Origin of the sequence: Micromonospora sp. C28SCA-DRY-2 (genome assembly GCF_030519475.1) — a bacterium.
Taxonomy (GTDB): domain Bacteria; phylum Actinomycetota; class Actinomycetes; order Mycobacteriales; family Micromonosporaceae; genus Micromonospora.
In genome coordinates, this window is the sequence record NZ_JAUMKD010000001.1 from 106,634 (window position 1) to 132,923 (window position 26,290).

The window sequence follows — 26,290 nt, forward strand, 5'->3', positions numbered from 1 at the left end:
GCCCATCCCGCGTCCTCGGCGGCTCAGGGTCGCGGGATCTCCAGCGCGCGAAGCGGGTCGCCGCCGTCGACGAAGAGCCGGGCGTCCGCGGTGGTCGCCATCGCGATCCGTCGCAACGCCCGCCGGCCCGCCTCGGGGTGCCGCCCGTCGAGCGCGCCGACCCGGACGGCGAACACCAGGTCGTACGGCTCCTCGTCCGGGCCCAGCACGAGGTCCTCCGCCGCGACTTGGCGGACGCTCATCCGGCCCGAGCGGATCTCGGCCGCCGCCGCGGCCCGCGCCTGCGCGACGGCGCTGGCGGACCTGTCGATGGCCAGGATGTGGCCGGTGGCGAGGCGGGCGGCGACCGCTCGGGCCGCCGCGCCCGGACCGCAGCCGATCTCGAGGACCCGGGAGTCCGGCCGGATCGGCAGCGCGGCCACGATCGCGGCCAGACGGGGCGACAGACGTGCCGGCACGAGCGTCAGGATAGCGACCCGCACGCGGGTGAAACCCCGCCGAGCACGCCGCCTCTTACTTTTAACAAAGTTAATTGATAGCCTCCGGTTCATCGACGAGGAGGAATGTCATGGGACTTCGACGGACGATGCCCGCCGTACTGGCCGGCGTGGCACTGGTCGCCGCGCTCGCGGCACTGCCGAGAGTGGACGGCTTCGCCGCGACCACGACGGGCCAGCACGACACGCTGGCCGCCTGCACGGCGCCGGCCTGGGCGGAGGGCACCACCTACCCCGCCGGTAGCCGGGTCAGCTACGCGGGCCGGTCGTACCAGGCGCTGGTGACCCACACCCCACCACCGGGCGCCGGCTGGAACCCGGCCGCCACCCCCTCGCTGTGGACCGATCTCGGCGCCTGCGACGGCGCGCCGTCGCCCACGCCCACCGGCACGTCCTCGCCCTCCCCCACCCCGACGCCCACGCCCACCGGGACGAGCACCCCACCCGGCCCGGAGACCTGCGCGGGCAAGCCGAAGCCGGCCGGCAAGGTGCTCCAGGGCTACTGGGAGAACTGGGACGGAGCCGCTAACGGCGTCCACCCGCCGCTGGGCTGGATCCCGATCACCGACCCGCGCATCCCCGCGCACGGCTACAACGTGATCAACGCGGCGTTCCCGGTGATCCGCGCCGACGGCACGGTGCTCTGGGAGGACGGCATGGACGCCACGGTCCGGGTGCCGACCCCCGCCGAGATGTGCCGGGCCAAGGCCGCCGGGCTGACCATCCTGATGTCGATCGGCGGCGCCACCGCCGGGATCGATCTCAGCTCGTCCGCCGTCGCCGACCGGTTCGTCGCGACCATCGTGCCGATCCTCAAGCGCTACAACTTCGACGGCATCGACATCGACATCGAGACCGGGCTCACCGGCAGCGGGAACATCGCCCAGCTCTCGGCGTCGCAGGCGAACCTGATCCGGATCATCGACGGGGTGCTGGCGCAGATGCCGCCGACCTTCGGCCTCACCATGGCGCCGGAGACCGCGTACGTCACCGGCGGCAGCGTCACCTACGGGTCGATCTGGGGCGCGTACCTGCCGATCATCAAGCGGTACGCCGACAACGGGCGGCTCTGGTGGCTGAACATGCAGTACTACAACGGCAGCATGTACGGCTGCTCCGGTGACTCCTACCCGGCCGGCACCGTGCAGGGGTTCACCGTCCAGACCGACTGCCTCAACGCCGGCCTGGTCATCCAGGGCACCACCATCCGCGTCCCGTACGACAAGCAGGTCCCCGGCCTGCCGGCGCAACCCGGCGCCGGCGGCGGCCACATGGCCCCGGCGACCGTCGCCCAGGCGTGGAACACCTACCGCGGCGGCCTGAAGGGGCTGATGACCTGGTCGCTGAACTGGGACGGGTCGAAGGGCTGGACGTTCGGCGACAACGTCAAGGCGCTCCAGGGCCGCTGAGCCGAGCGTGCGGAGGCCAGGGCTCCCGGGGGAGCCCTGGCCTCCGCCGCACCGCCCGGGCGGTCGGCGACGGGCGCCGGCTCAGCGCCACGCCCCCGCCGCCACCGCCGCGGCGACGTAGGACTCGAAGTCCGTCGGCTCCCGGTCCAGCACCTGCCGGACGCCGTCCACCGGCTCGGCCAGGAGCCCTTCCCGGGTGACCTCGAACAGCGAGGTGTACAGCCCGACCCACGGGTCCTCGACGCCGTCGGCTCGCAGCTCCGCCTCGTACTGCTCCGGTGTCAGTTCCACGAAGCGCATCCGCCGGCCACTGGCGCGCGCGATGATGTCGACCGCCTCGGCGTAGCCGAGCGCGCGCGGGCCGGACAGCTCGTACGTCCGGCCGGCGTGCCCGTCCTCGGTCAGCAGCGCGACCGCGACCTCCGCGAGGTCGTCGGCGTCGACGAAGGGCTCTGGAACGCCGCCCGTCGGCAGCGCCAACCGCCCGGCCAGCAACGGCGCGTGGTAGAGGTCCTCGCTGAAGTTCTGGGCGAAGTTGTTCGCCCGCATGATCGCCCACTCGGCGCCGGAGTCGCGCACCGCCCGCTCCGCGGCGATCATGCTCTGGTCGGCACCCGCACGCTGCGCCCACACGTCCACGCCGCGCCCGGAGAGGACCACGAACCGTTCGACCCCGGCCGCCGTCGCGGTCTTGACGAACTCCGCGGCCAGGTCGGGCTCCTCCGGCGCCACCAGGTACGCCGCGCGCACGTCGCGCAGCACGGCGGGCCAGGTCGCGCGGTCGTTCCAGTCGAAGTGCGTCTCCGCTGAGCGGGACGCGGCGCGGGTCGGGACGCCGCGCGACCTGAGCGCCCGCACCACCCGACGTCCGGTCTTGCCGGTGCTTCCCAATACCAGGGTCGTTCCTGCGGTCATGGGTCCAGTCAACCGAGCGCCGTCCGGGCGGACCATACGTCAGCGGCTCCGGCGCATGTCCGTCCGGCTACCGTGAAACCCGTGGATGTACTGGGAGACCTGTTGCGCGGGGTACGCAGCGACGGCGCGGTACTGGGCGAGACGATGTTGGCCGCCCCGTGGTCGCTCCGGTTCGCCGACGGAGCCGATCTGACGCTGTGCGTGATGACCCGCGGCTCGGGGTGGATCGTGCCCACCGACGGCGAACCGCGGCAGCTGCGGACCGGCGACATCGCGGTGGTTCGCGGGCCGGAGCCGTTCCTGTTCGCCGACGGCCCGACCCCGCGTGGCGTACCGATCGACGTCCGCTGCCTGGATCGGGCGGCGTGCGCCGCGGTCCGGCCCGAGATCTGCGCGGGCGACGGCGCCACCGCGCTGGCGGTCGGCGTGTACCGGAACGACCGGGACACCGGACGCCGGCTGCTCGGCGCGCTGCCGCCGGTGCTCGTCGTGCCGGCGACCTGCGACGACAGCCTGCTGCGCCTGATCAGCGCGGAGATCGCCGAGGACCGCGCCGGGCAGACCGTCGTGCTGGACCGGCTGCTCGACTGGCTGCTGGTGTGCACCCTGCGGGCCTGGTTCGACGGTCCGGACGCCGCGCCGCCCGCCTGGTACCGCGCGCTCGCCGACCCGGTCGTCGGCCCGGCGCTGCGCGCGATGCACGAGGCACCGGCCCGGCCGTGGACGACGGCAGCGCTGGCGGCGCACACCTCGGTGTCCCGCGCGGCGCTCGGCAAGCGGTTCACGGCGCTGGTCGGCGAGCCGCCGCTGACCTACCTGACCTCGTGGCGGATGGCGCTGGCGGCGGAACTGCTGGCCGACGGCGGCATGACGCTGGCCGCGGTGGCCCGCCGGATCGGCTACGCCAGCGAGTTCGCCTTCAGCGCCGCCTTCAAGCGGGTCCGCGGCATCAGCCCCAGCCAGCACCGCCGGCTCGCCCGCGGCGTCGACCGCACGGCGGCGCCCGCCCCCACCGGCGCCGCCCACGCACCGGGCCTCGTCGCCCTCGACGCGCGAGGGTGACGAGGCCCGGTCCGGGGGTCAGCAGTACAGGTTGGCTCCGGCCGGCACCCCGAGGATGCCGACGAACTGCTGGTACCGGGTGACCCGGCTCTGCACCTGGGCGGGGTTGCCGCCGTTGCACTCGATCGAGCCGTTGATGCTCCGGATGGTCTCGCCGAACCCGGCGCCGTTGACCATCGCGTGGTGGGCGGTCATGGTGCCCGGCCCGTTCTGGGTCATCCAGTACCAGATGGCGGTCTTCCAGGCCACCGCGGCGTCGTTCTGCACCAGCCAGGGGTTGGTCAGCAGGGGCAGCCCGAGGGCGTTGCCGGCCGCGTTGTAGTTGAAGTTCCAGCTCAGCTGGATCGGCCCGCGCCCGTAGTAGGCGGCCTGCCCGGCCGGGCAGCCGTACGGCTGGCTGCTGTCGCAGTAGTGCGGGTAGTTGGCGGTGTTCTGCTCCACGATGTGGACGAGCCCGCCGGTCTCGTGGTGCACGTTCGCCAGGAACGCCGCGGCCTCCTGGCGCTGGACGGTGGCGCTGCCGGTCTTCGTGAACGCCGGGTAGGCGCTGAGCGCGGCGACGAGCCCGGAGTACGTGTAGAAGGAGTTGCGGCTCGGGAACATCTGGTTGAACTGCGCCTCGGTGACCACGAAGCCGCCGGGGTTGGTGGGCGGCGGGCTGCTGGTGGGCGGCGTGCCGTTACAGCTGTAGGGGTTCCAGTACCAGGTGCTGATGGTGGGGTCGTAGCCCGGGTTGTCGTGCTCGGCGATGTAGTACAGGCCGTTGGTGTACCGCACGATGGCGCCGGCGGCGTACCAGGTGCCGGCCACCCAGTTCGGGTGGCTGCAGCTTCCCGTGGGCGGCGGCGTGCTGCCGCCGCCGCAGGCGCCCAGATCCTGCCAGACGCCGGTGGTGCCCGGCGGGGCCTCGTTCTGGGTCCACCACCTGGCCTGGTAGTTGCGACCGCTGTGGGAGACCTGGGCGCCGCCCGTGTAGACGGCCGAGGACTGCCAGGGGGTCGCACAGGCGGCGGCCGACGCGGCGGTCGACGGGATGATCGCCACCAGTCCGCCGGCGACGGCTAGCGCCGCGAGCGCGACCAGGGCGCGCAGTCTCGACATCTGACCACTCCTTCCGGGGAGACGGGCCGATGGCCGTAACCCATCGACGGGAGTGACTCTAACATCTTCTGTTCACAAACCTTACTATTGTTGCCCCGGGGAGCCACGTAGCGTCGACCGAGGACCCACCCCACCACGGCCGGTCCGGGCGCCGGCGTCGCGGCGGCCGGCGCCGGCCGGGCGACCCCGGGTGGGATACGGGGGCATCACCGGCGCGGTTCGGGGAACCACCGGCCGGTGCCGGACGTGACCGCTCTGCCCTGGCCCCTGCCCTGGAGTGCCGCCGTGTTCGTCCTGGCCGGGGTCGTCACCGTCGCGGGCAGCATCCGCCTGGCCAGCCTCGGCGACGCCCTGGCCGACCGGACCGGCTGGGGCGAGGCCCTGTTCGGCGTGGCGTTCTTCGGCCTCGTCACCGGCCTGTCCGGCATCATCATGACCATCGTCGCCGCCGCCAGCGGAGAGGCCAGCCTGGGCTACGGCAACGCCGTCGGGGGCATCGCCGCGCAGACCACGGCGGTGGCCGTCGCCGACGCCTTCCATCGGCGCGCCAACCTCGAACACGCGGCGGCGTCGCTGTCGAACCTGCTCTCGGGTTGCCTGCTCATCGCGCTGCTCGCGCTCGCCCTGCTGGCCAGCTACGTGCCGGAGACCACCATCGTCGGCGTCGACCCGATGTCCGTCGTCCTCGTCGCCACCTACGTCGGCGGGCTGGTCCTCATCCGCCGGGCCGGGGCGCAACCGATGTGGCAGGCGATCGCCACCGCCGAGACCCGACCCGACGTCCCGCACAACGAGAGTCCCCTCAACCGCCGTCCGCCGGGCTGGCTGTGGAGCCGCTTCGCCCTGGTCGGGCTGGTGGTCGCCGCCGGCGGCTGGCTGGTGGCGCTGGCCGCCGAGAGCATCGTCGACCTCACCGGCCTCACCGCCGGGTTCGTCGGGGCGGTGCTCATGGGCATCGTCAACGCGCTGCCGGAGACGGTCACCGCCATCGCCGCCGTCCGCCGGGGCGCGGTGACCCTCGCCATCGCCGCCGTCCTCGGCGGCAACATCCTGGACGTGCTCACCCTGGTCGCCGGCGACCTGGCCTACGGGCAGGGATCGATCTACCACAGCGCCGGCGATCCCGAACTGCTCGCCACGACCACCAGTCTCTTCATGACCGCCACGCTGCTCGGTGGGCTGCTCATCCGCCAGACCTGCGGATGGGGCCGGCTCGGCTTCGAGGGGGTCCTGCTGCTGGTGAGCTACGCCGCCATGACCGTCGTCCTCGCGCTCTGAGGGCGGGCCGGCGGTCGCGTCCCGACCACGCCGAGCGGTACCGGACGGGGTGCGCGGCTAGGCGGCGACCAGCGCGGCGGGCGGGACGGCGAGGCCGGCGGCGAAGACGTTCTCCGGGTCGTAGGTGCCCTTGATCCGGCGCAGCGCCGCCCAGTTCGCGGCGGTGAAGGCCGACGGCAGCCGGGCCGGGTCGTGGAGGAAGTTGAGGAAGCCGCTGCCCAGCCCGCAGCGGCTCAGCGCCGCCGCGGTCCGCGGCGACGCCACGCTGTCGAGGACCACCGACAGCGGCGCGTCCCGGTGGGCGGCGGCACCGGAGCCGGCGGCGATGCGGCCGCCCCAGTGGCGGATCTCGACGGTGGTGTCCGGCTCGTCGACGAGCGCGGCGACGAGGTCGTCGTCGAGCGCGCGGACCTGGTCGAAGGTGCGCGCGAAGGTGCCGCCCATCGCCGCCCGGGCGAAGTCGACCACCCGCATGCCGTCGTCGACGACCGGCCCGGCCACCCGGCGCAGCGGTTCCAGCAGCGCCCGGCCCCGGTCGGCGTCACCGGCGTACATGGCCTTCACCACCAGCGACCCGTCGCGGGTGAGGAGCACCGCGGTGCTGAGCGCGTCCGGCACCCGCTCGATCCACCGCCGGTAGTAGGCGAGCGTCTCGGCGGCCCGGTCCCGGCCGAAGGTGAGCGCCCCGGCGTACACCCGGGTGACCGGGTAGAGGCGGAACTCGAGCGCGGTGACCACGCCGAACGAGCCGCCGCCGCCACACAGCGCCCAGAACAGGTCCGGGTCGCGGTCGGCGCTGACCGTCCGCGGCGTGCCGTCGGCCGTGACGACCTGGGCGCGCAGCACGCTGTCGGCCGCCAGGCCGTGCGCGCGGGCCAGCCAGCCGAGGCCGCCGCCGAGGGTGTAGCCGGTCACCCCCACGTCGGGCGAGGAGCCCGACAGCGGCGCGAGCCCGAACGGCGCGGCCGCCGCCAGCACGTCGCGCCACCGGGCCCCGGGACCGACGCGGGCGACCCGGCGGTCCGGGTCGACCACGACCGAGGTCATCGCGCCGGTGTTGAGCAGCAGCGCGCCGTCGTGCGCCACGTGCGTCCCGTGACCGGTGGCCTGGACGGCGAACGGCAGGCCGTGGGTACGGGCGGCCAGCACCGCCCGGCGGACGTCGGCGGCGCCGGCGGCCCGCACCACGACGGCCGGCCGCGGGTCGAGCGCCGGATTGAGGGCCTTGCGATGGTGGTCGTAGCCCTCGTCGCCGGGGAGGAGGACGTGGCCGTCGATGCGGAGTGTCTGCTGAATCGTCATGCCCGTCAGACCCCGGGGTGGTCCCGAACTCATCGACGCGGCAGCGATGACTTTCCCGGCGCCCGGCGGTCCTACCCGGATGACCACCTTCACGATCCGCTTCGCCGTCGGTGCCACGGTGACCCGCGCGGACCTGCCCGTCCTCTGCACCGACCTGGCCGACGAGCTGCGCGGGCGTGAGCGTGGCGTGGTGGTCTGCGACGTGACCGGCCTGACCGGCCCCGACCTGGTAGCGATCGAGGCGCTGGCCCGGCTGCGGCTGACCGCGCGACGGCACGGTTGGCGGCTCGTGGTCAGCGGCGCCGGCCCCGGCCTGCGCGAGCTCGCCGGCCTGCTCGGCCTGAGCGACGTGCTATTCGAGCCGGTCGGGCAGGCCGAACAGCGGGAACAGGCGGGCGGTGTCGAGGAAGTTGTTGACCGCGGCGATCCGGCCGGCTGACAACTCGAGCACGATCAGCGCCCAGGGGTCGTGCCCCGCGCCGTCCAGGCTGGGCCGGTACTGCCCGAACGCCGGCATGCCGTTGGCCACCACCGGCACCAGGCGGGACCCGCGGCAGCCGCACCCGGTGCCGGCCATCCAGGCGAGGATGTCGGCGTGGCCGCGCAGCCACAGCGGCAGCGGCGGCATCGACAGCGTCGCGTCCTCGTGCAGCAGCGTGGTGAGGGCTTCCAGGTCGTAGGCCTCGAAGGCGCGCACGTACCGGGCGAGCAGCGCCCGCTGCTCGCCGTCCATCGGCCGGTAGACCTCGGCGGTGACGTCGGCGGCCGCGAGCGTGGCCCGGGCCCGTTGCAGGGCGCTGTTGACACTCGCCACCGAGGTGTCGAGCAGGGTGGCCACCTCCTGGGCCGACCAGGCCAGCACCTCGCGCAGGATCAGCACGGCCCGCTGCCGCGGCGGCAGGTGCTGCAACGCCGCGACGAACGCCAACCGGACCGACTCGCGCCCGGCGACCACCTCGGCCGGGTCGCTGCCCTCCGGCAGGACCCGGCTGTCCGGCACCGGGCCCACCCAGATCTCCTCGGGGCGCGGCTCCCCGGGATGGGTGGCGTCGCCGGACCCGGCGGGGCCGAGATCCATCGGCCGGACCCGGCGCTGGGCGCTGGAGAGCATGTTCAGGCAGACGTTCGTCGCGATGCGGTACAGCCAGGTGCGCAGGGCCGCCCGCCCCTCGAAGCGGTCGAAACCGCGCCAGGCCCGCACGAACGTGTCCTGCACGGCATCCTCGGCCTCGAAGGCGGAGCCCAGCATCCGGTAGCAGTAGCCGGTCAGCTCCGACCGGTACGCCTCCAGGTGCGACTCGATCGGTGCGCTCGTCGCCACATCACCCACTCCGACAACGTAGCCGCCCGGTGGAAAATTCGTCGCCCCCGCGCCGATGAGTCCGTGCTCCCGGCCCGGTCTACCGGTTGTCAGCACACGACACCAGACGAGGAGCACGTCATGACCACCACCCAGTGGAGCGCCGAGACCACGACCGCCGGGCAGTACGCCGACGTCAACGGCATCAACCTGTACTACGAGACGCACGGGACGGGCCGCCCGATGATCCTGCTGCACGGCGGCCTCGGCTCGGGTGAGATGTTCGGGCCCGTCCTGCCCACGCTGGCCGAGCAGCACCAGGTCATCGCCGTCGACCTCCAGGGGCACGGCCGCACCGCCGACATCGACCGGCCGATCGACGTGGCCCTGATGGCCGACGACGTGGCCGCCCTGATCGACCACCTCGGGCTGGAGAAGCCGGACGTCGTCGGCTACTCGCTCGGCGGCGGCGTGGCGCTCCAGGTCGCGATCCGGCACCCGGAGAAGGTGGGCCGCCTGGTCGCGGCGTCGGCGAACATCCGCCGCAACGCCATCTACCCGGAAATGCTCCAGCAGCAGGGCCAGGTCACCGGGGCGGCCGCCGAGTTCATGAAGGACACCCCGATGTACGAGCTCTACCAGCGGGTCGCGCCGCGCCCCGAGGACTTCCCCCGCCTGCTGGACAAGATCGGCGAGGCGATGGCGAAGGACTTCGACCTCACCGAGGAGGTGCGCGGCCTGCGGGTGCCGACCCTGGTGGTCGCCGCCGACGCCGATATGGCGCCGCCGAGCCACTACGTCGAGGTCTTCAACCTGCTCGACGGCGGGCTGCGCGACGGCGGCTGGGCGGGCGAGGGCCGGCCGGCGGGCGGCCACGCCCTGGCCATCCTGCCCGGGCTGACGCACTACGACATCTTCCGCTCCCCGCTCTTCGCCGCTGTCACGCTCGCCTTCCTGGACCAGGCGAACTGAGGCACCGACGCAGTCGCCCCTCCCGGCGGTCGCCTGGTCGACCGCCGGGGCCGTCGGCGTCACCGAGGAGTCAGGGGTCGGGAAAGGACCCGTCGCCGAAGAGGATGCGGCTGGCCGCGGCCCGCCCGGGGGGCGTGCGCAGCAGCGTGAACGCCGCCGCCGCGAGGGCGGGCGTCCGCACCTGGGCAAGCCCTCGGCGCAGCATCAGCCGGCCACGGAAGCGGGCCCGCAGCGCGGCCCCGTCGTAGCGGGTCAACACGTCCGGCCGGCCGGTGCGCAGGGCCTCGTCGAGGACGGCGGCCGCGAGTTCGGACAGCCGCAGGCACGGATCCAGACCGCCGGCGGTGAGTGGCGAGACGGCACCCGCGGCGTCCCCCACGAGCAGCCCGTCCGGGCAGCTGATCCGGCGCAGCACGCCGCCGACCGGGATCGGGCCGCCGCGCCGCTCGACCTGCTCGGGGCGGTCGACGCCGGGCAGTCCGGGCGCCACGGCCCGGAACCGCTGCAGGGCCCCCCGGAGACCGTCCGGGAAGCGGTCGGGGTAGCCGGCCACGCCGGCGTGGGCGTGCCGGCCGTCGTTGACGACCCACGCCAGGTAGCCGGGCGCGAGCGACGGGTCGAGCACGCAGTGGAACGCCGGTGGCTCCGCCCCGGCGGGGATCGGGAACACCTCCTCGGCGCCGACCAGCAGGTGGCGGTTGCGGTCCAGGGCGAGCTCCCGGGCGACCCGGGAGCGGGCGCCGTCGGCGCCGACGACGAACCGGGCCCGGACCCGGGTCGGCCCGTCATCCCCGGCCAGCAGGTGGGAGCCGGCTCGCCGCCCGGCGTAGCGGGTGCCGAGCGCGATCCGTACGCCGGCCTCGGCAGCGGTGCGGGCGGCCGCCACGTACAGCGCGGCCATGTCGCCCACCCGGTACTCGTCACGCGCGCTGACCAGGGTGACCTGCCGGCGCAGCCCCGGCGGGTAGAGCACCACCCGCCGGATGGGTGGCCCGAGGCACCCGGGCGGCAGCGCGAAGTCGTCGAGCGTACGCCGGACGAAGATCCCCGTGGTGCGGATCGCGCCGGTGAGCGTGGGCCGCCGTTCGACCAGCAGCACCTGGTGACCGGCCCGGGCGAGCAGCGTGGCGGTATGCAGGCCGGCCAGCCCGGCCCCGACCACCAGCACGTCCACGCTCATCGGTTCGCGTCGTCGCGGATCAGGCGCAGCCCGCCGAGCAGCAGCGCGCCGGCGGCCCAGGCCAGCAGGACGAGCACCGACGACGCCGTCGTCATCCCCGGCACCTCGCCGAGCAGGAGGAACGCGGCCCCCGTCCCGGGCAGGACGTCGGCCAGCGCGGACATCCACCGGTAGCCGAACTGCGGCAGCAGCAGCGGCAGCACCAGCATCAGCAGGAACACCGCGACCAGGGCGCCGGCCGTGTTGCGCAGCAGGAAGCCGAGCCCCACGGCGAGGACGGTGCCGGCCGCGAGCACGAACGCGACGGTGGCCAGCACCTCGACGCCTTCGCCCACCGGCAGGCGCAGTCCCGGCCGGGCCGCGGCGAAGGCGGCCAGCGCGGAGGCGAGCCCGAGCAGCACCCCGGCGACCGTGGCGGCGCCGGCCGTGACCACGGTCCGGGCGAGGAAGAGGACGCCGCGGCGTGGCGTCCACTGCAGGGTCGGCACGATCCCGCCGGTGGCGTACTCGGAGGTGACAGCGGTCAGGGTGAGCGCGAGCAGGGCGAACTGCGCCGGCATGGCGGTGATCGCCGAGATGGCCCAGGCCGGTTCCCCCTGTGGCGGGTCGGGGCTCGCGGCGGCCTCGAAGCCGGCGACAGCGCCGATCCCCACCATCGCCGCGGCGGCCGCGGCCAGGAACCACCAGGTGGCCTTGACCGTCCAGAGCCGGGTCCACTCGGCGGCGCAGGTACGCGCGAACAGGCGTCCGGTGGCGGGCTCGGCGGCCGCACCGCGCTGGACCGGAATGGTCGACGAAGCGGTCACCGCTCCCCCTCCGGGCTCACCCGGGCCGCCGTCGGCTGGCGGCCGTGGTACTCGACGTGGTTGCTGGTCAGTTCGAGGTACGCGTGCTCCAGCGACTGCTGGACCTCGGAGAGGTGGTGCAGCGGGATGTGGCAGGAGTTGGCGACCTCACCGACCTGCACGGCGGTGCCGCCCTCGACCCGCAACTCGTCCGGGTCGACCCGCCGGACGGTGAGGCCGCGTTCCCGGAGCCGGGCGAGCAGCGCGTCCGCCTGCGTGCTGAGGACGCGTACCTCGACGTGTCCCAGCCCCCGCAGGATGTCTTCGGTCGTCGCGTCGGCGATCAGCCGGCCCCGACCGATGACGATCAGGCGGTCGGCGGTCTGCTGCATCTCGCTGAGCAGGTGGCTGGAGACCAGCACGGTGCGCTGCTGGTCGGCGAGTTCGCGCAGCAGCCCGCGGACCCAGCGGATGCCGTCCAGGTCCAGCCCGTTCATCGGCTCGTCGAACAGCAGCACCCGGGGGTCGGCGAGGAGTGCCGCGGCGATCCCGAGGCGCTGGCGCATGCCCAGCGAGTAGCCCTTGATCCGGCGGCGGGCCGCGCCGCCGAGGCCGACCTGCTCGATCACCTCCGCCACCCGGCGTTCCGGGATGCCGTTGGCTCGCGCGGCGACCCGCAGGTGGCTGCGTCCGGTGCGGCCGGGGTGCACGGCGCCGGGATCCAGCAGCGCACCGACCTCCCGGAGCGGTTCGCCGAGGGTGGCGAACGCCCGGCCGTTCACCAGGGCCCGGCCGGCGGTGGGCCGGTCGAGGCCGAGCACCATCCGCATCGTCGTGGACTTCCCCGCCCCGTTCGGCCCGAGGAACCCGGTGACCTTTCCCGGCTCGACGACGAAGCTCAGGTCGTCGACGGCCAGGACGTCCCCGTAGCGCTTCGTGAGCCCGCGCACTTCGATCATGCATCGACTATCACTCGGTTCCTATCGAAAGTCAATCGATTCGCCGTGCCGACACCCCGGCGGCGGCCTCCCGCACGGCCGGTACCCGCTGCTGGACCAGGCGGCCACGACCCGCCGCCGCGCCGCGCGTCGGCTGCCGGAGTTCCGGCGCGTCCGGGCGGCGGGCGACGAGGGGTTCCGGTGCGGTGGCTCCGGTCAGCGGGATTCCGCGGTCAGGGCCGCGAGGAGCGCGGTCGGCTCGACCGTGACCGGCCGGTCACTGACCTGCCCGTCCCCGACCTCGACGACCCGCCACACCCCGTCGGCGCGCAGCGCCAGGTCCACCGTGACGAACGGCAGCCGCAATCCGGCGACCAGCGGCGCGAGCCACCCGAGGTCGACCTCGCCCGCCGGGTGGTCGTGCGGGGTGTCCGGGTGCGGCCCGACCAGGGCGCACCGGCCCCGCACCCACCAGGTCCGCACCTCGGCCGAGCCGAGCGGCTCGAACGCGCGCAGCACGAACCCGCCGACGAAGTCGTCCGCCCGCAGTTGCCGCAGCCGGCGGGCGACCGCCCACGCGGCGTCCCGATCGCCGAGGTCCGGGATGAAGGTGGCCTCGTGCCAGTGGTGCTTCATGGACTTGACGTGGTCGCGCACGATCGCCGGGCCCGCACCGAGCGCCCGCCGGGCCCGGTCGAAGTCGGCCCGTTCCGCGCCGGTGGTCCACGCCGAGCGGGGCGTGACAGCGGCCAGCGCCGGATACCAGCCCGGTAGCTCGTGCGCGCGCCGGTACTGCTCGGCGGTCGTGCGGACGCTCACCCCACGCCGGGCCAGCGCCTCGGTCAGCTCGGCGTACCGTTCGCCGCGCAGCATCCAGCCGCGGTAGACGGCCGGGCCGCCGGCGGGTACGGACGCCACCGCCCGATCCGGGTCGTCGCCGCGCGCCAGCGCGTCGTGGTCGACCACCGCGACGGTCAGGCCCGCCTCCCGGGCCGCCCGCGCCTCCGGCGCAAAGTGCTCGTCGGGGCGGCGCGGCCGCAGCGGGTCGGCGGGAACGAGGAGCATCACCCGCGCGATGCTGCCCGATCCGGCCGCACGAACTCCGACCCTTTCGGGACCGCTCCGTCACCGCCTTTAGCACCAGTCCGAGCCCGAAGTGTGGACGCCAAAAAGTTTTGTTCGGTTCCTACAAACGGTGCCGCACAGGGTTCGGTGGTTACGACATGGCGCGGCCCGCCGGCAGGCGGAAAGGTGACCAATGCCGGGGGGCGGAATCTCGCGGCGCGTACATCGTGGGTCAACCGGAGGGGTCGGTCGGGTGTTCAGCCGTGTCGCCATCGTCAACCGTGGTGAGGCCGCCATGCGGCTCATCCACGCGGTCCGGGAGCTGGCTGCGGAGACCGGGGTCCGGATCGAGACCGTCGCCCTGTACACCGACGTCGACCGCACCGCCACGTTCGTGCGCGAGGCGGACGCGGCCTACGACCTCGGTCCCGCGTCCGCCCGTCCGTACCTGGACCTGACGGCGCTGGAACGCGCGCTGGTGGAGACCGGGGCCGACGCCGCCTGGGTCGGTTGGGGCTTCGTCGCCGAGGACCCGGCGTTCGCGGAGCTGTGCGAGAAGATCGGGGTCACCTTCGTCGGGCCGAGCCCGGAGGCGATGCGCAAGCTCGGCGACAAGATCGGCGCGAAGCTGATCGCCGAGGAGGTCGGCGTGCCGGTCGCGCCGTGGAGCCGCGGCGCGGTCGAGACCCTGGACGCCGCGCTGGCGGCGGCCGACGAGATCGGCTACCCGCTGATGCTGAAGGCGACCGCCGGCGGCGGCGGGCGCGGCATCCGCGTGGTCACCAACTCCGCCGAGCTCGCCGACGCGTACGAGCGCACCAGCCAGGAGGCGGCGCGGGCGTTCGGCAGCGGCGTCGTGTTCCTGGAGCGCCTGGTCACCGGGGCCCGGCACGTCGAGGTGCAGATCATCGCCGACGGCCAGGGCACGGCGTGGGCGCTCGGGGTCCGCGACTGTTCGGTGCAGCGGCGCAACCAGAAGGTCATCGAGGAGTCGGCGTCGCCGGTGCTCAGCCCGGCGCAGGCGGCCGAGCTCAAGGCGTCGGCCGAGCGGCTGGCCGTCGCGGTCGGCTACCGGGGCGCGGCGACCGTCGAGTTCCTCTACCACCCGGGCGACCGGCTGTTCGCGTTCCTCGAGGTCAACACCCGGCTCCAGGTCGAGCACCCGATCACCGAGGCGACCACCGGGTTCGACCTGGTCAAGGCGCAGCTGCACGTCGCCGCGGGCGGGCGGCTCGACGGCGAGCCGCCGGTGGAGGGCGGGCACGCCATCGAGGCCCGGCTGAACGCCGAGGACCCGGACCGCGACTTCGCGCCCGCCCCCGGCCGGATCGCCCGGCTGGACCTGCCCGCCGGGCCGGGCATCCGGGTGGACACCGGCGTCAGCGAGGGCGACACCATCCCCGCCGACTTCGACTCGATGATCGCGAAGATCATCGCCTACGGGCGGAACCGCGACGAGGCGCTCGGCCGGCTGCGCCGGGCGATGGCGAACACCACGGTGGTCATCGAGGGCGGCGCGACCAACAAGAGCTTCGTGCTCGACCTGCTGGACCAGCCCGAGGTCATCGACGCGAGCGCGGACACCGGCTGGATCGACCGGGTCCGTGGCGCGGGCCGGCTCGTCGCGCACCGGCACTCCGCCGTCGCGCTGGCGGCCGCCGCCATCGAGGCGTACGAGGAGGAGGAGCGCGTCGAGCGGCAGCGGCTGCTCGCCACGGCGGCCGGCGGGCGCCCGCAGGTGCGGCACGCCAGTGGCCGACCGCTGGACCTCAAGCTGCGCGGCGTCAGCTACCGGATGCGGGTGGCGCGGGTCGGCGCGCACCGGTTCCGGGTCGGCATCGAGGTGGGCACGGCGGTGCGCACCGCCGACGTCGAGCTGGACCGCTTCGACCGGCACACCGGGCAGATCGCCGTCAACGGCGCGCGGTACCGCCTGCTCACCGGGACGCACGGGCCGATCCACCTGGTCGAGGTGGACGGCGTGACGCACCGGATCAGCCGCGACGAGGGCGGGGTGGTCCGCTCGCCCATGCCGGCGCTGGTGGTGGCCACGCCGCTGGAGGTGGGCGCGGAGGTCGAGGCCGGCGCACCGGTACTGGTGCTGGAGGCCATGAAGATGGAGACGGTGCTGCGGGCGCCGTTCCGGGCGCGGCTGAAGGAGTGCGCCGTCTCCGTGGGCAGCCAGGTGGCGGCCGGCGCGCCGTTGCTGCGGCTGGAGCCGCTGGCCGAGGCGGCCGAGGAGGTGGCGGACGGTCCGGCCGCCGTGGCCGTCGAGCTGGACCTGCCCGCCGCGAACGGCGGGGCGCCGGCGCGGCAGCGCGCCGCCCGCGGCCGGGAGGACCTGCGCGGGCTGCTGCTCGGCTTCGACGTCGACCCGCACGACGACCGCCGGGTGATCGACGACTACCTCGCCGCGCGGCGGGCGATGATCGAGGACGGCCACCGGCCGCTGGCCGAGGAACTCGACCTGGTCACCGTCTTCGTCGACCTCGCCGAGCTGAGCCGCAACCGGCCCACCGGCGAGGACGGCGGCGGCGAGGCCCACGTGCACAGCGCCCGCGAGTACTTCCACACCTACCTGCAGAGCCTCGACGTCGAGCGGGCCGGACTGCCCACCTCGTTCCAGGCCAAGCTCGCCAAGGCGCTCGGGCACTACGGCGTCACGGAGCTGGAGCGCTCCCCCGAGCTGGAAGCCGCCGTGTTCCGGATCTTCCTCGCCCAGCAGCGCGCCGCCGCCGACGCCACTGTCGTCGCGACGCTGCTGCGCGCGTGGCTGCGGGAGTCACCGCCGGACGAGTCGTTGCGCGAACCGGCGGGCCTCGCGCTGGAGCGGCTGGTGGCCGCGACGCAGGTCCGCTTCCCCGTGGTCGCCGACCTCGCCCGCGGCGTGGTGTTCGCCTGGTTCGCCCAGCCGCTGCTGCGCCGCAACCGGGCCCGGGTCTACGCCGAGGTGCGCCGGCACCTGCGCCACCTGGACGCGCACCCGGACGCGCCGGACCGGGCCGAGCGGGTCGCCGAGATGGTCCGCAGCACCGAGCCGCTGGTGCGGCTGCTCGGCCAGCGGCTCGTGCGCGACCACCTCGACAACGCGGTGATGCTGGAGGTGCTGACCCGGCGCTACTACGGCAACAAGGGGCTGACCGCCGTCGGCACCCGTCGGGTCGCCGGCTGCACGTTCGTGGTCGCCGAGCGCGCCGACTCGTGCGTGGTCTCCGCCGCGGTCCGCTTCGACGCGCTGGACGGCGCCCTGCGCGGGCTGGCCGAGCTGGCCAGCGGCGAGGACGCCGTGGACGCCGACATCTACCTCGCCTGGGAGAGCCAGCCGGAGGATTTCGACGCGACGGTGGCTGCGCTGCTCGAGGTCATCAACGCCCACCCGCTGCCGCCGCGGGTCCGCCGGGTCACCACCACCGTCGCGGGCCGGGCCGGAGCGGTGATGCACCACCACTTCACCTTCCGCCCGTCCGGCGCCGGGATGGCCGAGGAGCGGCTGATCCGCGGCCTGCACCCCTACATCGCGCAGCGGATGCAGCTGGAGCGGCTGCACAAGTTCGACCTGACCCGGTTGCCGTCGGCGGACGAGGAGGTCTACCTCTTCCGCTGCGTGGCGCGACAGAACCCGTCGGACGAGCGACTGATCGCGTTCGCTCAGGTGCGCGACCTGACCGAGCTGCGCGATCACGACGGCCGGCTGGTCGCGCTGCCGACGACCGAGGACACCGTGGCCGCCTGCCTCGACTCGATCCGCCGCGCCCAGGCGCGGCGCTCGTCGAAGGCGCGGTTCAACACCAACCGGATCGTGATCTACGTCTGGCCGCCGAGCGAGCTCACCCGGGAGGAGATGGAGATGATCGCCGGGCGCGTGCGCCCGACGACCGGCGGTGCCCGCCTGGAGGAGATCCTGTTCATCGCGCGCCAGCGCGACCGGACGACCGGCGAGCTGACCAAGATGGCGGTACGGATCTCCTTCGACGCCACCGGCGGCGCCAAGCTGACCATCGGCGAGCCGCCGGTCGACCCGGTCGAGCCGCTCGACGACTACCGACTGAAGGTGCTGCGGGCGGCCAGCCGCAACACGGTGTACCCGTACGAGCTGACCGGCCTGCTCGGCGACTTCGTCGAGCACGACCTCGACGACGACCACGCGCTGGTGCCGGTCGACCGGCCCAGGGGACGCAACACCGCGGCGATCGTCGCCGGCGTGGTGACCACGCCGACCGTACGGCACCCGGAGGGGGTCACCCGGGTGGTGCTGCTCGGCGACCCGACGAAGTCGCTGGGTGCGCTGTCGGAGCCGGAGTGCCGGCGGGTGATCGCCGCGCTGGACCTGGCTGAGCGGATGCGGGTGCCGCTGGAGTGGTACGCGCTCTCCGCCGGCGCCCGCATCTCGATGACCTCGGGCACCGAGAACATGGACTGGGTGGCCGCGGCGCTCAAGCGGATCGTCGAGTTCACCCAGGGCGGCGGTGAGATCAACATCGTGGTCGCGGGCATCAACGTCGGCGCGCAGCCGTACTGGAACGCCGAGGCGACGATGCTGATGCACACCAAGGGCGTCCTGGTGATGACGCCGGACTCGGCGATGGTGCTCACCGGCAAGCAGTCGCTGGACTTCTCCGGTGGCGTGTCCGCCGAGGACAACTTCGGCATCGGCGGCTACGACCGGGTGATGGGCCCCAACGGGCAGGCGCAGTACTGGGCGCCGAGCCTGCCCGCCGCGCGGGACGTGCTGATGGCGCACTACGACCACACGTACGTCGCGCCGGGCGAGGACGCGCCGCGGCGGGCGACCACCACCGACCCCACCGACCGGGACATCTCCGACTTCCCGCACGTGGTGGCCGGCAGCGACTTCACCACCGTGGGCGAGATCTTCTCCGCCACGGCCAACCCGGACCGCAAGAAGCCGTTCGACATCCGGACCGTGATGCGGGCGCTCGCCGACCAGGACCACCCGGTGCTGGAACGCTGGGCCGGCATGGCCGACGCGGAGACCGCCGTGGTGCAGGACGTCCACCTCGGCGGCATCCCGGTGTGCCTGCTCGGCATCGAGTCGCGCTCGGTGCCCCGGCGCGGCTTCCCGCCCACCGACGGCCCGGACACCTACACCGCCGGCACGCTCTTCCCACGCTCGTCGAAGAAGGCCGCGCGGGCGATCAACGCGGCCAGCGGCAACCGGCCGCTGGTGGTGCTGGCCAACCTGTCGGGCTTCGACGGCTCGCCCGAGTCGATGCGCAAGCTGCAACTGGAGTACGGCGCCGAGATCGGCCGGGCGATCGTGAACTTCCGCGGGCCCATCGTGTTCTGCGTGATCTCGCGGTACCACGGCGGCGCGTTCGTGGTGTTCTCGAAGGCGCTGAACCCGAACATGACCGTGCTGGCGCTGGAGGGCTCGTTCGCGTCGGTGCTCGGTGGCGCGCCCGCCGCCGCTGTGGTGTTCTCCGGCGACGTCGACGCCCGTACCGCTGCCGACCCCCGGGTGCGGGACCTGGAGGCCCGCGTCGCGGCCGCCGCCGGCGCGGACCGGGCCGCGCTGACCGCGGAACTCGACGAGCTGCGCGCGTCGGTCCGCGCCGAGAAGCTCGGCGAGGTGGCCACCGAGTTCGACCGGGTGCACAGCATCCAGCGAGCGGTCGAGGTCGGCTCGGTCGACGCGGTCATCCGGGCGGCCGAACTCCGTCCGCGGGTCATCGAGGCCATCGAGGCGCACCTGCGGTAACCCGCCGGGCGGGGGTCATCGGGCCCGCTCCCCCGGCCTCCGGCGGAGCGGGCCGGGCCGCTGGACGACGGTTGGGCCCGGCCGGGTGGGGTAGACCGCCGCGACTGTGCGGGGCGGTCCCCGGCCGGGTTCGCCCGGTTCCGGACCGCCAGGACGGCTCGGGGGGCCGATGTCGGATGCGTCAGCGCGGTGGGGCGGGCCGGGGCTGCCCGACGAGGTGGTGGAGCTGCGGGTGCACGGGGCCGCCAGCGCGAGCGCCGGCCAGGTGCTGGACCTGCCGCGGATCGAGCAGGTCGCGGGCGACCGCAGCGGGGGCTTCTACCGGGCCCGCACGCCGTCGGGCACGGACGACGGCGGCCGGGTGACGCTGGAGGCGTACCGCTGGGGTGACCTGCCCGCGGGGACCATGGCCCGCACCCTGTCGCTGGTGTTCCTGCTGCCGTTCATGCTGGTCAACGTGGCGATCTGGATGCGCCCGGCGCGTCCCGGCTCCGACCCGGTGGTCCGGTCGCTGTGCCGGCTGCTGGCGCTCTCCCTCACCGCGCTGTACGTGCTGGCCGTCGCCGGCGTCGCGCTGGACCTGATCGCGTGGAAGTGCCTGGCCTCGGCGCCCTGCGTGGCCGGGCGCGGGTGGCTGTCCTGGCTGGGTGGGCGGCCGGCCGGGTTGCGGCTGGCGGTGTCCGCGCTGGTGCCGGCCGCCGCCATCGGCCTGCTCTGGCGGGCCAGCACCCGCCCGGGTCGGGTGTTCGAGGCGTTCCGCGCTCCCGAGGCGCAGGTCTCCCGGCACCGGCTCAGCGCGGTCGGCCAGTGGGACGCCGAGCCGCTGGTGGGTCGGCTGCGCGCCATCCACGTCGCGGCGGCGTTCGCGACGCTGGACCTCACCCTGCTCGCCGCCCGGCTCTCCGCCAGCGCCTCGGCCGGCACCATCACGCTGGCGGTCGCCGCCGGGGCCGTGCTGGCCGCGTGTACGGTGCTGCTCTGCACGCCCGCGCTGATCGACCGGGCCGCCACGCACCGGCGGCGGGACCGGATCACCCGCACGCTGCGCACGACCGCACTCGTCCTCACCGCCGTGGTGACGGCGCACGTCCTGACCAGCCCGGCGCCCTGGCCCGCGGGGGGCGGCCTGCCCGGCTACGACCCGATCCTCACCGGGCTGTTCGTCACCCAGACGGCCCTGCTGGTCGCGCTGGGCGCCGTACTGCTCTGGGGCCGGGACCGCCGGCCGGACGCCATGCCGCTGTTCGGGCTGGGGTCGCTGGTGATCGTGGCCGTGGCGATCAGCCTGGCGGTGGCGTACTCCGCCGAACTGGTCTACCGGGTGGCGGACTTCCTGGACCGCGACACCCCGACCGGGGTGGGCATCGCCAGCGGCCCGCCGCGGGCGTACAGCTGGGCGATCTACGGCTTCTTCCGGGCGGTGCTGATCACGGCGGTGGTCGCGGCCCTGGTCGCGCTGCTCTCCCGGCGCGGCCGGGGCCGCGCCGCCGCGGCGATCGTCGCGCACGACTACCCGGACCCGCCACCGGAGGCGGCGACCCGCCTGCGCCAGGTGCGGAAGGCGATAGCCCAGGCCCGGTTCACCGAGAAACTGATCCCGCTGGCCGTGGTCTACGCCTGCCTCGCCGGAATCGGCACGGCCACCACCACCATCGGCCTGCTCGACCTGTTGCCGGGCGACGCCCTGGAACGGTACGCGGGGGTCCCCGGCGACCTGGTCACCTTCGCCATCGCGTTCGGCAGCTGGGTGACCGCCGCGGCCATCCTGGCCCTGGTCGCCGGCGGGATCTTCGCCTACCGGACCGCCGAGTTCCGGCGCCATGTCGGCGTGCTGTGGGACCTGGGCACGTTCTGGCCCCGGGCCGCCCATCCGTTCGCGCCGCCCTGCTACGCCGAGCGGGCCGTGCCGGAGCTGACCCGGCGGATCACGTACCTGGTCGGACGCGGCAACGCGGTGCTGCTCACCGGGCACAGCTACGGTTCGGTCCTGGCCGCCGCGACGGTGCTCCAACTGCCGCCCCGGGTCAGCAGCCGGGTCGCCCTGCTCACCCACGCGTCACCCCTGCGCCGGGTCTACGGCCGGATCTTCCCGGCCTACATCGACGACGACGTGCTGCACGAGGTCGGCGCCCGGGTCGGCTGGCGGTGGGTGAACCTGTGGCGCGACACCGACCCGATCGGCGGCTGGATCTTCTCCGCCCACCGGCCGGCCGCGCAGGTCACCGTCGACCGCCCCGCCGCGACGGTGGACCGCCGGCTCCGGGATCCCACCGGCGTGGTGACCCCGCCCGGCGACAGCGTCCCGCCGCCGATCCAGGGGCACCGGGCCTGCGAGTCGGACCAGCGGTTCGTCGAGGCGGCGCGCGAGCTGGTCGAGCGGCTCCGCACGCCCACGGATCCGCGGCGGCCCCCGGCCGCCTGAAACCAGGCGCGCGCAGATCGAGCGGGCCGCCATGGCTGCCGGTCCCACCATCGCCTGAGGCCGCCGCAAGCCGACACGAGCAAGACCGCGGCAGCGCGTCCTGCCGGCGGAGAGCCGGCGCGACGCAGGGGGATACCCTCGCCGTCGTGACGCACGAGAAGGAGATCACCGAGCCGGTCGACCTGTGCCTGCCGAACGGGCGGCTGCACCCGGCGGCGGTGGGTTGGAGCCGCCGGCCGGTGCACCGGGCGAACCTGCGTGGCTGGGGCCGCACCAAGCGCTGGGAGTACTGGGGCATCGTCACCCCGGGCCACATCGTCGGCCTGGTCGCCTCGTCGCTGGACTACGCGGGCGTGCACGGTCTCTACGTGCTCGACCGGGCGACGAAGGTGGAGATCGACCGCAACGCGGTGGTCCCCTTCGCCCGGGGCACGCACTTCCCGCCGGTCAGCGGGGCCGGCGCGGTGCGGGCCCGCGGCGGCGGGCTGGCCATCGACATCGACCAGGATCCGTCGGGCACCACGATCCGCGCCACCGCCCCGGGTCTGGAGGTCGACCTGGTGGTGCCGCTGCCGGCGGGGCACGAGTCGCTCGCCGTGGTGGTGCCCTGGAGCACCCGCCGGTTCCAGTACACCGTCAAGGACGTCGGCCGCCCGGTGCGCGGCACGCTGCGGGTGAACGGGGTGGAGCACCCGGTCGCCGAGACGGACTCCTTCGCCGTGCTCGACCACGGTCGCGGCCGGTGGCCGTACGCGATCCGCTGGAACTGGGCCGCCGGCAGCGGCCCGGGCCGGGCGATCCAGCTCGGTGGCACGTGGACCGACGGCACCGGCTCGACCGAGAACGCCCTCTTTGTCGACGGCCGGCTGCACAAGATCGGCGACGAGCTGCGCTGGGAGTACGACCGCACCGACTGGCTGCGGCCGTGGCGGATCAGCGGCGAGCGGGTGGCGGTGGAGTTCCACCCCTTCCACGAGAAGATCGCCCGGACCAACTTCGGGGTGCTCGCCAACGAGACCCACCAGTGTTTCGGGCACTTCACCGGCTGGGCGGCGACCGACGACGGCGAGCGGGTCGACCTGGCCGGCCTGGTCGGGTGGGCCGAGGAGGCGCGCAACCGCTGGTAGCGCCGGCGTGGCCGGCGGTGGCGGCTCAGGGCCGGGGCAGGCGCAGCCGGTCGTTGACCCGCCGGATGACCTCCTCGGGCAGTTTGAGCACCCGCCGGTCGTAGCTGAGCAGGCCGTTCAGCTCGTCCTCCACGTCGGAGAGCTGGGTGTAGACGGTGGCCGCGAGCCCGTCCGGGATGGCCGGCACGATCTGCTCGTCGTGCAGCCGGGTGAACGCCTCGGCCAGCCCGTCCGCGCCCCGGTACCGCTTGTAGCCGAACTCGGCCGGCCCGAAGCTGTGCCCGTCGACCCGCAGCGTGTAACCCCCGTACTCGGAGAGCACCAGGGCCCGGGCGTCGCGTCCCGGTCGCCGCCGGGGCACCCGGAAGCGGCGGAAGTAGACGTGCAGGCTGCGCAGGTCGCCGCCGCCCTGGTCGTGCCAGCCGCTGGCGTGGTCGACGATCCGGGTCGGGTCGAGGGCGGCCACCTCCCGGGCCACCTCGGCGGCGTCGAACTGCCCCCAGCCCTCGTTGAACGGCACCCAGACGGCGACGCTCACCACGTTGCGCAGGTGCTCGACGGTCTCCCGCAGCTCGGCGCGGAACTCCGCGCGCCCGGCCGCGTCGGCCCGGCCGAACCAGCGCCGCCACCGGCCCCGGTCGGGCAGCCGCAGCGGGGTCAGCACCGGCGCGGTGACCACCAGCGGGCGGTACCCGGTGCCGCCGTTGACCATGTCCTGCCAGACCAGCATGCCGAGCCGGTCGCAGTGGTGGTACCAGCGCAGTGGCTCGATCTTGATGTGTTTGCGCAGCATGGTGAAGCCGAGCCGCTTCATCGCGACGATGTCGGCGACCAGCGCGGCGTCGGACGGCGCGGTGTAGAGGCCGTCCGGCCAGTAGCCCTGGTCGAGCACCCCGGCGTGGAAGTACGGCTCGCCGTTGAGCAGCAGCCGCGGCACCCCGTCGGCGTCCGGCCCGACGCCGAACGAGCGCATCCCGACGTAGCCGCGGACCCGGTCGTCGCCGTAGTCGACGGTCACGTCGTACAGGAAGGGGTCCTCGGGGGTCCAGGGCCGCACCGCGGGCAGCGGCAACCGCACGGCGGTCCCGGCGACCGCGCTCGCCTCGGCCACCACCGCGCCGTCGGCCAGGATCCGGATTTCGGCGGCACCGGCCTCCGCGCTGGCGTGCACTGTCACCTCGACGCAGCCCTGCGCCAGGTGCGGCGTGAGGGTGAGCCGCTCGACGTGGGCCGCCGGGACGCACTCGGCCCAGACGGTCTGCCAGATCCCGGACTGCGCGGTGTACCAGATGCCACCCCGGCGCAGCTTCTGCTTGCCGCGCGCGTGCCAGCTCGTGTCGCTGTCGTCGCGCACCTCGACGACCAGCACGTTCTCGCCCTCGCACAGCGCGTCGGTGACGTCGCAGCGCACCGGCAGGTAGCCGCCGGTGCGCCCGCCCACCGGCACCCCGTTGAGCCGGACCGCGCAGGTCTGGTCCACCGCGCCGAAGTGCAGCAGCACCCGGTGGCCGGGCCGGTGGAAACCGTCGGGCAGGCGCACCGTGCGGCGGTACCAGAGGGTCTGGCCGGGCAGCAGCTGCCGCCCCACGCCGGACAGCGGCGCCTCCGGGGAGAACGGCACCAGGATCTCGCCGTCGTAGCGCTGCGGCTCCCGCGCGTCGTCGGTGATGGCGTACGCCCACCGGCCGTTGAGGTTGAGGTAGCTGTCCCGGACCAGTTGCGGGCGCGGGTACTCGGGCAGCACCTGGTCGGGGTCGAGGGCCTCGCCCCACCGGGTCGTCAGCGTCACGCGTCGGCCCTCCCGTCCCGCCGGCGCAGCGCCAGCACCGGTACGACGATGAACGCCAGCACGGCCAGCGCCATCAGGAAGATGCCCGGCGTCGGCACCTGCCGGACCACGCCGAGGTCCTGGTACGTCTCGCCGGCGTTGCTGATCACCGCCGCGCCCAGGTACGGGCCGACCAGCATCGGCACCAGGATGGCGAAGACCATCCGCAGTCCCTGCACGTGACCGGCCCGGCCCGGCGGCGTGTGGTCGCGCACCAGCGCGCCCAGCGGCGCCAGCACCAGCATGAAACCGGACATCATCACGATCCCGGCGCCGATCACCGGCAGCGTGCCCCGGGCCAGGAACATCAGCAGCAGGCCGGTGCCGTAGACCGCCGCGGCCGGGAGCACGAACCGGACCTTGCCCACCCGGTCGATCACCCGGCCGCAGGCCACGCTGACCACCGAGGCGGTCACCAGCACGGTGGCGAGCACCAGGGCGTACCCCTCGACCTCCAGGTAGCGCTGGAGGTAGATGACCAGGTACGGCAGGAAGACCTGGGTCGAGACGCCCCACACCGACCAGGCGGCCAGGGCCAGGTAGAGGCGCGGGTTGGCGCGCATCGCGGACGGCAGCAGGCCGTGGACCACCGCGCGCAGGTAACCGGCGTCGTTGCGGACCAGGGCGGGGCTCTCCCGCACCAGGAACCAGGCGGCGACGCCGGCCACTGCCATCACCGCGCCGATGACCAGGAAGAAGGTCCGCCAGTCACCGGCACGGGCCAGCCCGTCGAAGCCGCCGAAGATCACCAGCATGGCGAGCAGCGGCATGATCGCCAGCACCGCCTCGACCCGGCCACGGTTGGCCGGCCGGGTCACGTCGGTGACCCACGCCTGGAACGCCGCGTCGTTGGCGCCCGAGCCGAGGAACGACATCAGGCAGTCCAGCGCGATCACCGCGATCACGGTGAGCAGGACGGCGTTCGCCACCGGCGCGACGCCGTCCAGCGCGCCCACGGTGAGGAACCCGAACGCGGCGGTGCAGACACCCCAGAGCAGATAGCCGCCGGCGATGAACGCCCGGCGCCGCCCGAGGCGGTCGGAGAGCGCGCCCAGCAGCAGGGTGGCCAGCGTCGCGGTGGCGGCGCTGGCGGCCACCATCGTGGCGATCACCGTCGGGTCGTCGGTGACGGTGTCGTAGACGAAGAGGTTCAGGTAGATGTTCTCGACCGTCCAGGCCATCTGGCCGACCAGGCCGAGCAGCACCACCGCGACCCAGGCCCGCGCGCGCAGCCGGGCGGGATCGCCGGTGGGCGCGGGCCCGGCGCGGCGGACCTCGGCGCTCGGCGGAGCCGGGGGCGGCACCCGGTGCGGGACGGACATGGCGACCTCCTCGGCGGTCAGCACATGATGGACCACCCCGCGCCGGCCGCGAGCACGCGGTCCACCGA

General features: G+C 74.3%; 19 protein-coding genes. 8 read left to right on the forward strand and 11 right to left on the reverse strand.

The window, feature by feature from the left end:
• Positions 1 to 23 precede the first annotated feature (23 nt).
• The gene (locus tag Q3W71_RS00440) at positions 24 to 458 is read right to left on the reverse strand and encodes a methyltransferase domain-containing protein (protein WP_302917267.1); all 435 of its coding nucleotides are present in this window, start codon (positions 456 to 458) and stop codon (positions 24 to 26) included.
• A gap of 110 nt (positions 459 to 568) precedes the next feature.
• Here Q3W71_RS00440 and Q3W71_RS00445 point away from each other — a divergent pair, with 110 nt between their 5' ends.
• Complete coding sequence (locus Q3W71_RS00445) at positions 569 to 1,906, forward strand: glycosyl hydrolase family 18 protein (RefSeq protein ID WP_302917268.1); 1,338 nt, start codon at positions 569 to 571, stop codon at positions 1,904 to 1,906.
• Between the two features lie 81 nt (positions 1,907 to 1,987).
• Here Q3W71_RS00445 and Q3W71_RS00450 read toward each other — a convergent pair whose 3' ends face one another.
• On the reverse strand, positions 1,988 to 2,821 hold the full coding sequence (locus Q3W71_RS00450) for an NAD(P)H-binding protein (RefSeq protein WP_302917269.1): 834 nt from the start codon (positions 2,819 to 2,821) through the stop codon (positions 1,988 to 1,990).
• A gap of 81 nt (positions 2,822 to 2,902) precedes the next feature.
• On the opposite strand from Q3W71_RS00450, the gene Q3W71_RS00455 reads away from it, so the two are divergent.
• The gene (locus tag Q3W71_RS00455; RefSeq protein ID WP_302917270.1) at positions 2,903 to 3,883 is read left to right on the forward strand and encodes an AraC family transcriptional regulator; all 981 of its coding nucleotides are present in this window, start codon (positions 2,903 to 2,905) and stop codon (positions 3,881 to 3,883) included.
• Between the two features lie 18 nt (positions 3,884 to 3,901).
• Here the strand turns inward: Q3W71_RS00455 and Q3W71_RS00460 are convergent, their stop codons facing one another.
• Positions 3,902 to 4,984, reverse strand: a complete 1,083-nt coding sequence (locus tag Q3W71_RS00460; protein WP_302917271.1) for a glycoside hydrolase family 19 protein — start codon at positions 4,982 to 4,984, stop codon at positions 3,902 to 3,904.
• Positions 4,985 to 5,221: 237 nt separating this feature from the next.
• On the opposite strand from Q3W71_RS00460, the gene Q3W71_RS00465 reads away from it, so the two are divergent.
• Positions 5,222 to 6,262, forward strand: coding sequence for a sodium:calcium antiporter (locus tag Q3W71_RS00465; protein WP_302917273.1), 1,041 nt, complete (start codon positions 5,222 to 5,224; stop codon positions 6,260 to 6,262).
• A gap of 57 nt (positions 6,263 to 6,319) precedes the next feature.
• Here the strand turns inward: Q3W71_RS00465 and Q3W71_RS00470 are convergent, their stop codons facing one another.
• Complete coding sequence (locus Q3W71_RS00470) at positions 6,320 to 7,564, reverse strand: FAD-binding oxidoreductase (RefSeq protein ID WP_302917274.1); 1,245 nt, start codon at positions 7,562 to 7,564, stop codon at positions 6,320 to 6,322.
• 79 nt (positions 7,565 to 7,643) lie between these two features.
• Between Q3W71_RS00470 and Q3W71_RS00475 the strand changes: the two genes are divergently transcribed.
• Entirely contained in the window at positions 7,644 to 8,003 is a 360-nt protein-coding gene (locus tag Q3W71_RS00475) for an STAS domain-containing protein (RefSeq protein WP_302917275.1), read from the forward strand.
• Here Q3W71_RS00475 and Q3W71_RS00480 read toward each other — a convergent pair.
• Positions 7,917 to 8,894, reverse strand: coding sequence for a sigma-70 family RNA polymerase sigma factor (locus Q3W71_RS00480; protein ID WP_302917276.1), 978 nt, complete (start codon positions 8,892 to 8,894; stop codon positions 7,917 to 7,919). The genes Q3W71_RS00475 and Q3W71_RS00480 overlap by 87 nt on opposite strands.
• A 111-nt stretch (positions 8,895 to 9,005) precedes the next feature.
• On the opposite strand from Q3W71_RS00480, the gene Q3W71_RS00485 reads away from it, so the two are divergent.
• Entirely contained in the window at positions 9,006 to 9,836 is an 831-nt protein-coding gene (locus Q3W71_RS00485; protein WP_302917277.1) for an alpha/beta fold hydrolase, read from the forward strand.
• 70 nt (positions 9,837 to 9,906) lie between these two features.
• On the opposite strand, the gene Q3W71_RS00490 is transcribed toward Q3W71_RS00485, so the two are convergent.
• The 4 genes from Q3W71_RS00490 to Q3W71_RS00505 all read right to left on the reverse strand — a co-directional run bounded on the left by Q3W71_RS00490 (position 9,907) and on the right by Q3W71_RS00505 (position 13,804).
• A complete protein-coding gene (locus tag Q3W71_RS00490; RefSeq protein WP_302917278.1) occupies positions 9,907 to 11,016 on the reverse strand; it encodes an NAD(P)/FAD-dependent oxidoreductase in 1,110 nt (369 codons plus the stop codon).
• A complete protein-coding gene (locus tag Q3W71_RS00495) occupies positions 11,013 to 11,822 on the reverse strand; it encodes a hypothetical protein (protein WP_302917279.1) in 810 nt (269 codons plus the stop codon). Before Q3W71_RS00495 ends, Q3W71_RS00490 begins: the two co-directional genes overlap by 4 nt.
• On the reverse strand, positions 11,819 to 12,760 hold the full coding sequence (locus Q3W71_RS00500; protein WP_302917280.1) for an ABC transporter ATP-binding protein: 942 nt from the start codon (positions 12,758 to 12,760) through the stop codon (positions 11,819 to 11,821). The genes Q3W71_RS00495 and Q3W71_RS00500 overlap by 4 nt, the downstream gene beginning before the upstream one ends.
• A 195-nt stretch (positions 12,761 to 12,955) precedes the next feature.
• Positions 12,956 to 13,804, reverse strand: a complete 849-nt coding sequence (locus tag Q3W71_RS00505; protein WP_302918685.1) for an ATP-grasp domain-containing protein — start codon at positions 13,802 to 13,804, stop codon at positions 12,956 to 12,958.
• Positions 13,805 to 14,057: 253 nt separating this feature from the next.
• Here Q3W71_RS00505 and Q3W71_RS00510 point away from each other — a divergent pair, with 253 nt between their 5' ends.
• The 3 genes from Q3W71_RS00510 to Q3W71_RS00520 all read left to right on the forward strand — a co-directional run bounded on the left by Q3W71_RS00510 (position 14,058) and on the right by Q3W71_RS00520 (position 23,072).
• Positions 14,058 to 19,523 carry a carboxyl transferase domain-containing protein gene (locus Q3W71_RS00510; RefSeq protein ID WP_302917281.1) on the forward strand — a complete coding sequence of 1,822 codons (5,466 nt, stop codon included), beginning with the start codon at positions 14,058 to 14,060 and terminating at the stop codon, positions 19,521 to 19,523.
• A 169-nt stretch (positions 19,524 to 19,692) separates the two neighbouring features.
• On the forward strand, positions 19,693 to 21,945 hold the full coding sequence (locus Q3W71_RS00515) for a hypothetical protein (RefSeq protein ID WP_302917282.1): 2,253 nt from the start codon (positions 19,693 to 19,695) through the stop codon (positions 21,943 to 21,945).
• A 146-nt stretch (positions 21,946 to 22,091) separates the two neighbouring features.
• On the forward strand, positions 22,092 to 23,072 hold the full coding sequence (locus Q3W71_RS00520) for a DUF2804 domain-containing protein (RefSeq protein ID WP_302917283.1): 981 nt from the start codon (positions 22,092 to 22,094) through the stop codon (positions 23,070 to 23,072).
• A gap of 25 nt (positions 23,073 to 23,097) precedes the next feature.
• Here the strand turns inward: Q3W71_RS00520 and Q3W71_RS00525 are convergent, their stop codons facing one another.
• Together Q3W71_RS00525 and Q3W71_RS00530 are read right to left on the reverse strand one after the other, a co-directional pair.
• Entirely contained in the window at positions 23,098 to 24,861 is a 1,764-nt protein-coding gene (locus tag Q3W71_RS00525) for a glycoside hydrolase family 2 protein (RefSeq protein WP_302917284.1), read from the reverse strand.
• Positions 24,858 to 26,222 (reverse strand): MFS transporter, encoded by a 1,365-nt coding sequence (locus Q3W71_RS00530; protein ID WP_302917285.1) that lies wholly within the window; start codon positions 26,220 to 26,222, stop codon positions 24,858 to 24,860. Before Q3W71_RS00530 ends, Q3W71_RS00525 begins: the two co-directional genes overlap by 4 nt.
• Between the last annotated feature and the right edge of the window lie 68 nt (positions 26,223 to 26,290).

Bases quoted from the DNA above. Each gene is read 5' to 3' on its own strand.
- Q3W71_RS00445 (WP_302917268.1), top strand. From the start codon at position 569: ATGGGACTTCGACGGACGATGCCCGCCGTACTGGCCGGCGTGGCACTG.
- Q3W71_RS00500 (WP_302917280.1), bottom strand. From the start codon at position 12,760: ATGATCGAAGTGCGCGGGCTCACGAAGCGCTACGGGGACGTCCTGGCC.
- Q3W71_RS00515 (WP_302917282.1), top strand. From the start codon at position 19,693: ATGTCGGATGCGTCAGCGCGGTGGGGCGGGCCGGGGCTGCCCGACGAG.
- Q3W71_RS00505 (WP_302918685.1), bottom strand. From the start codon at position 13,804: ATGCTCCTCGTTCCCGCCGACCCGCTGCGGCCGCGCCGCCCCGACGAG.
- Q3W71_RS00460 (WP_302917271.1), bottom strand. From the start codon at position 4,984: ATGTCGAGACTGCGCGCCCTGGTCGCGCTCGCGGCGCTAGCCGTCGCC.
- Q3W71_RS00450 (WP_302917269.1), bottom strand. From the start codon at position 2,821: ATGACCGCAGGAACGACCCTGGTATTGGGAAGCACCGGCAAGACCGGA.
- Q3W71_RS00470 (WP_302917274.1), bottom strand. From the start codon at position 7,564: ATGACGATTCAGCAGACACTCCGCATCGACGGCCACGTCCTCCTCCCC.
- Q3W71_RS00485 (WP_302917277.1), top strand. From the start codon at position 9,006: ATGACCACCACCCAGTGGAGCGCCGAGACCACGACCGCCGGGCAGTAC.
- Q3W71_RS00490 (WP_302917278.1), bottom strand. From the start codon at position 11,016: ATGAGCGTGGACGTGCTGGTGGTCGGGGCCGGGCTGGCCGGCCTGCAT.
- Q3W71_RS00530 (WP_302917285.1), bottom strand. From the start codon at position 26,222: ATGTCCGTCCCGCACCGGGTGCCGCCCCCGGCTCCGCCGAGCGCCGAG.
- Q3W71_RS00475 (WP_302917275.1), top strand. From the start codon at position 7,644: ATGACCACCTTCACGATCCGCTTCGCCGTCGGTGCCACGGTGACCCGC.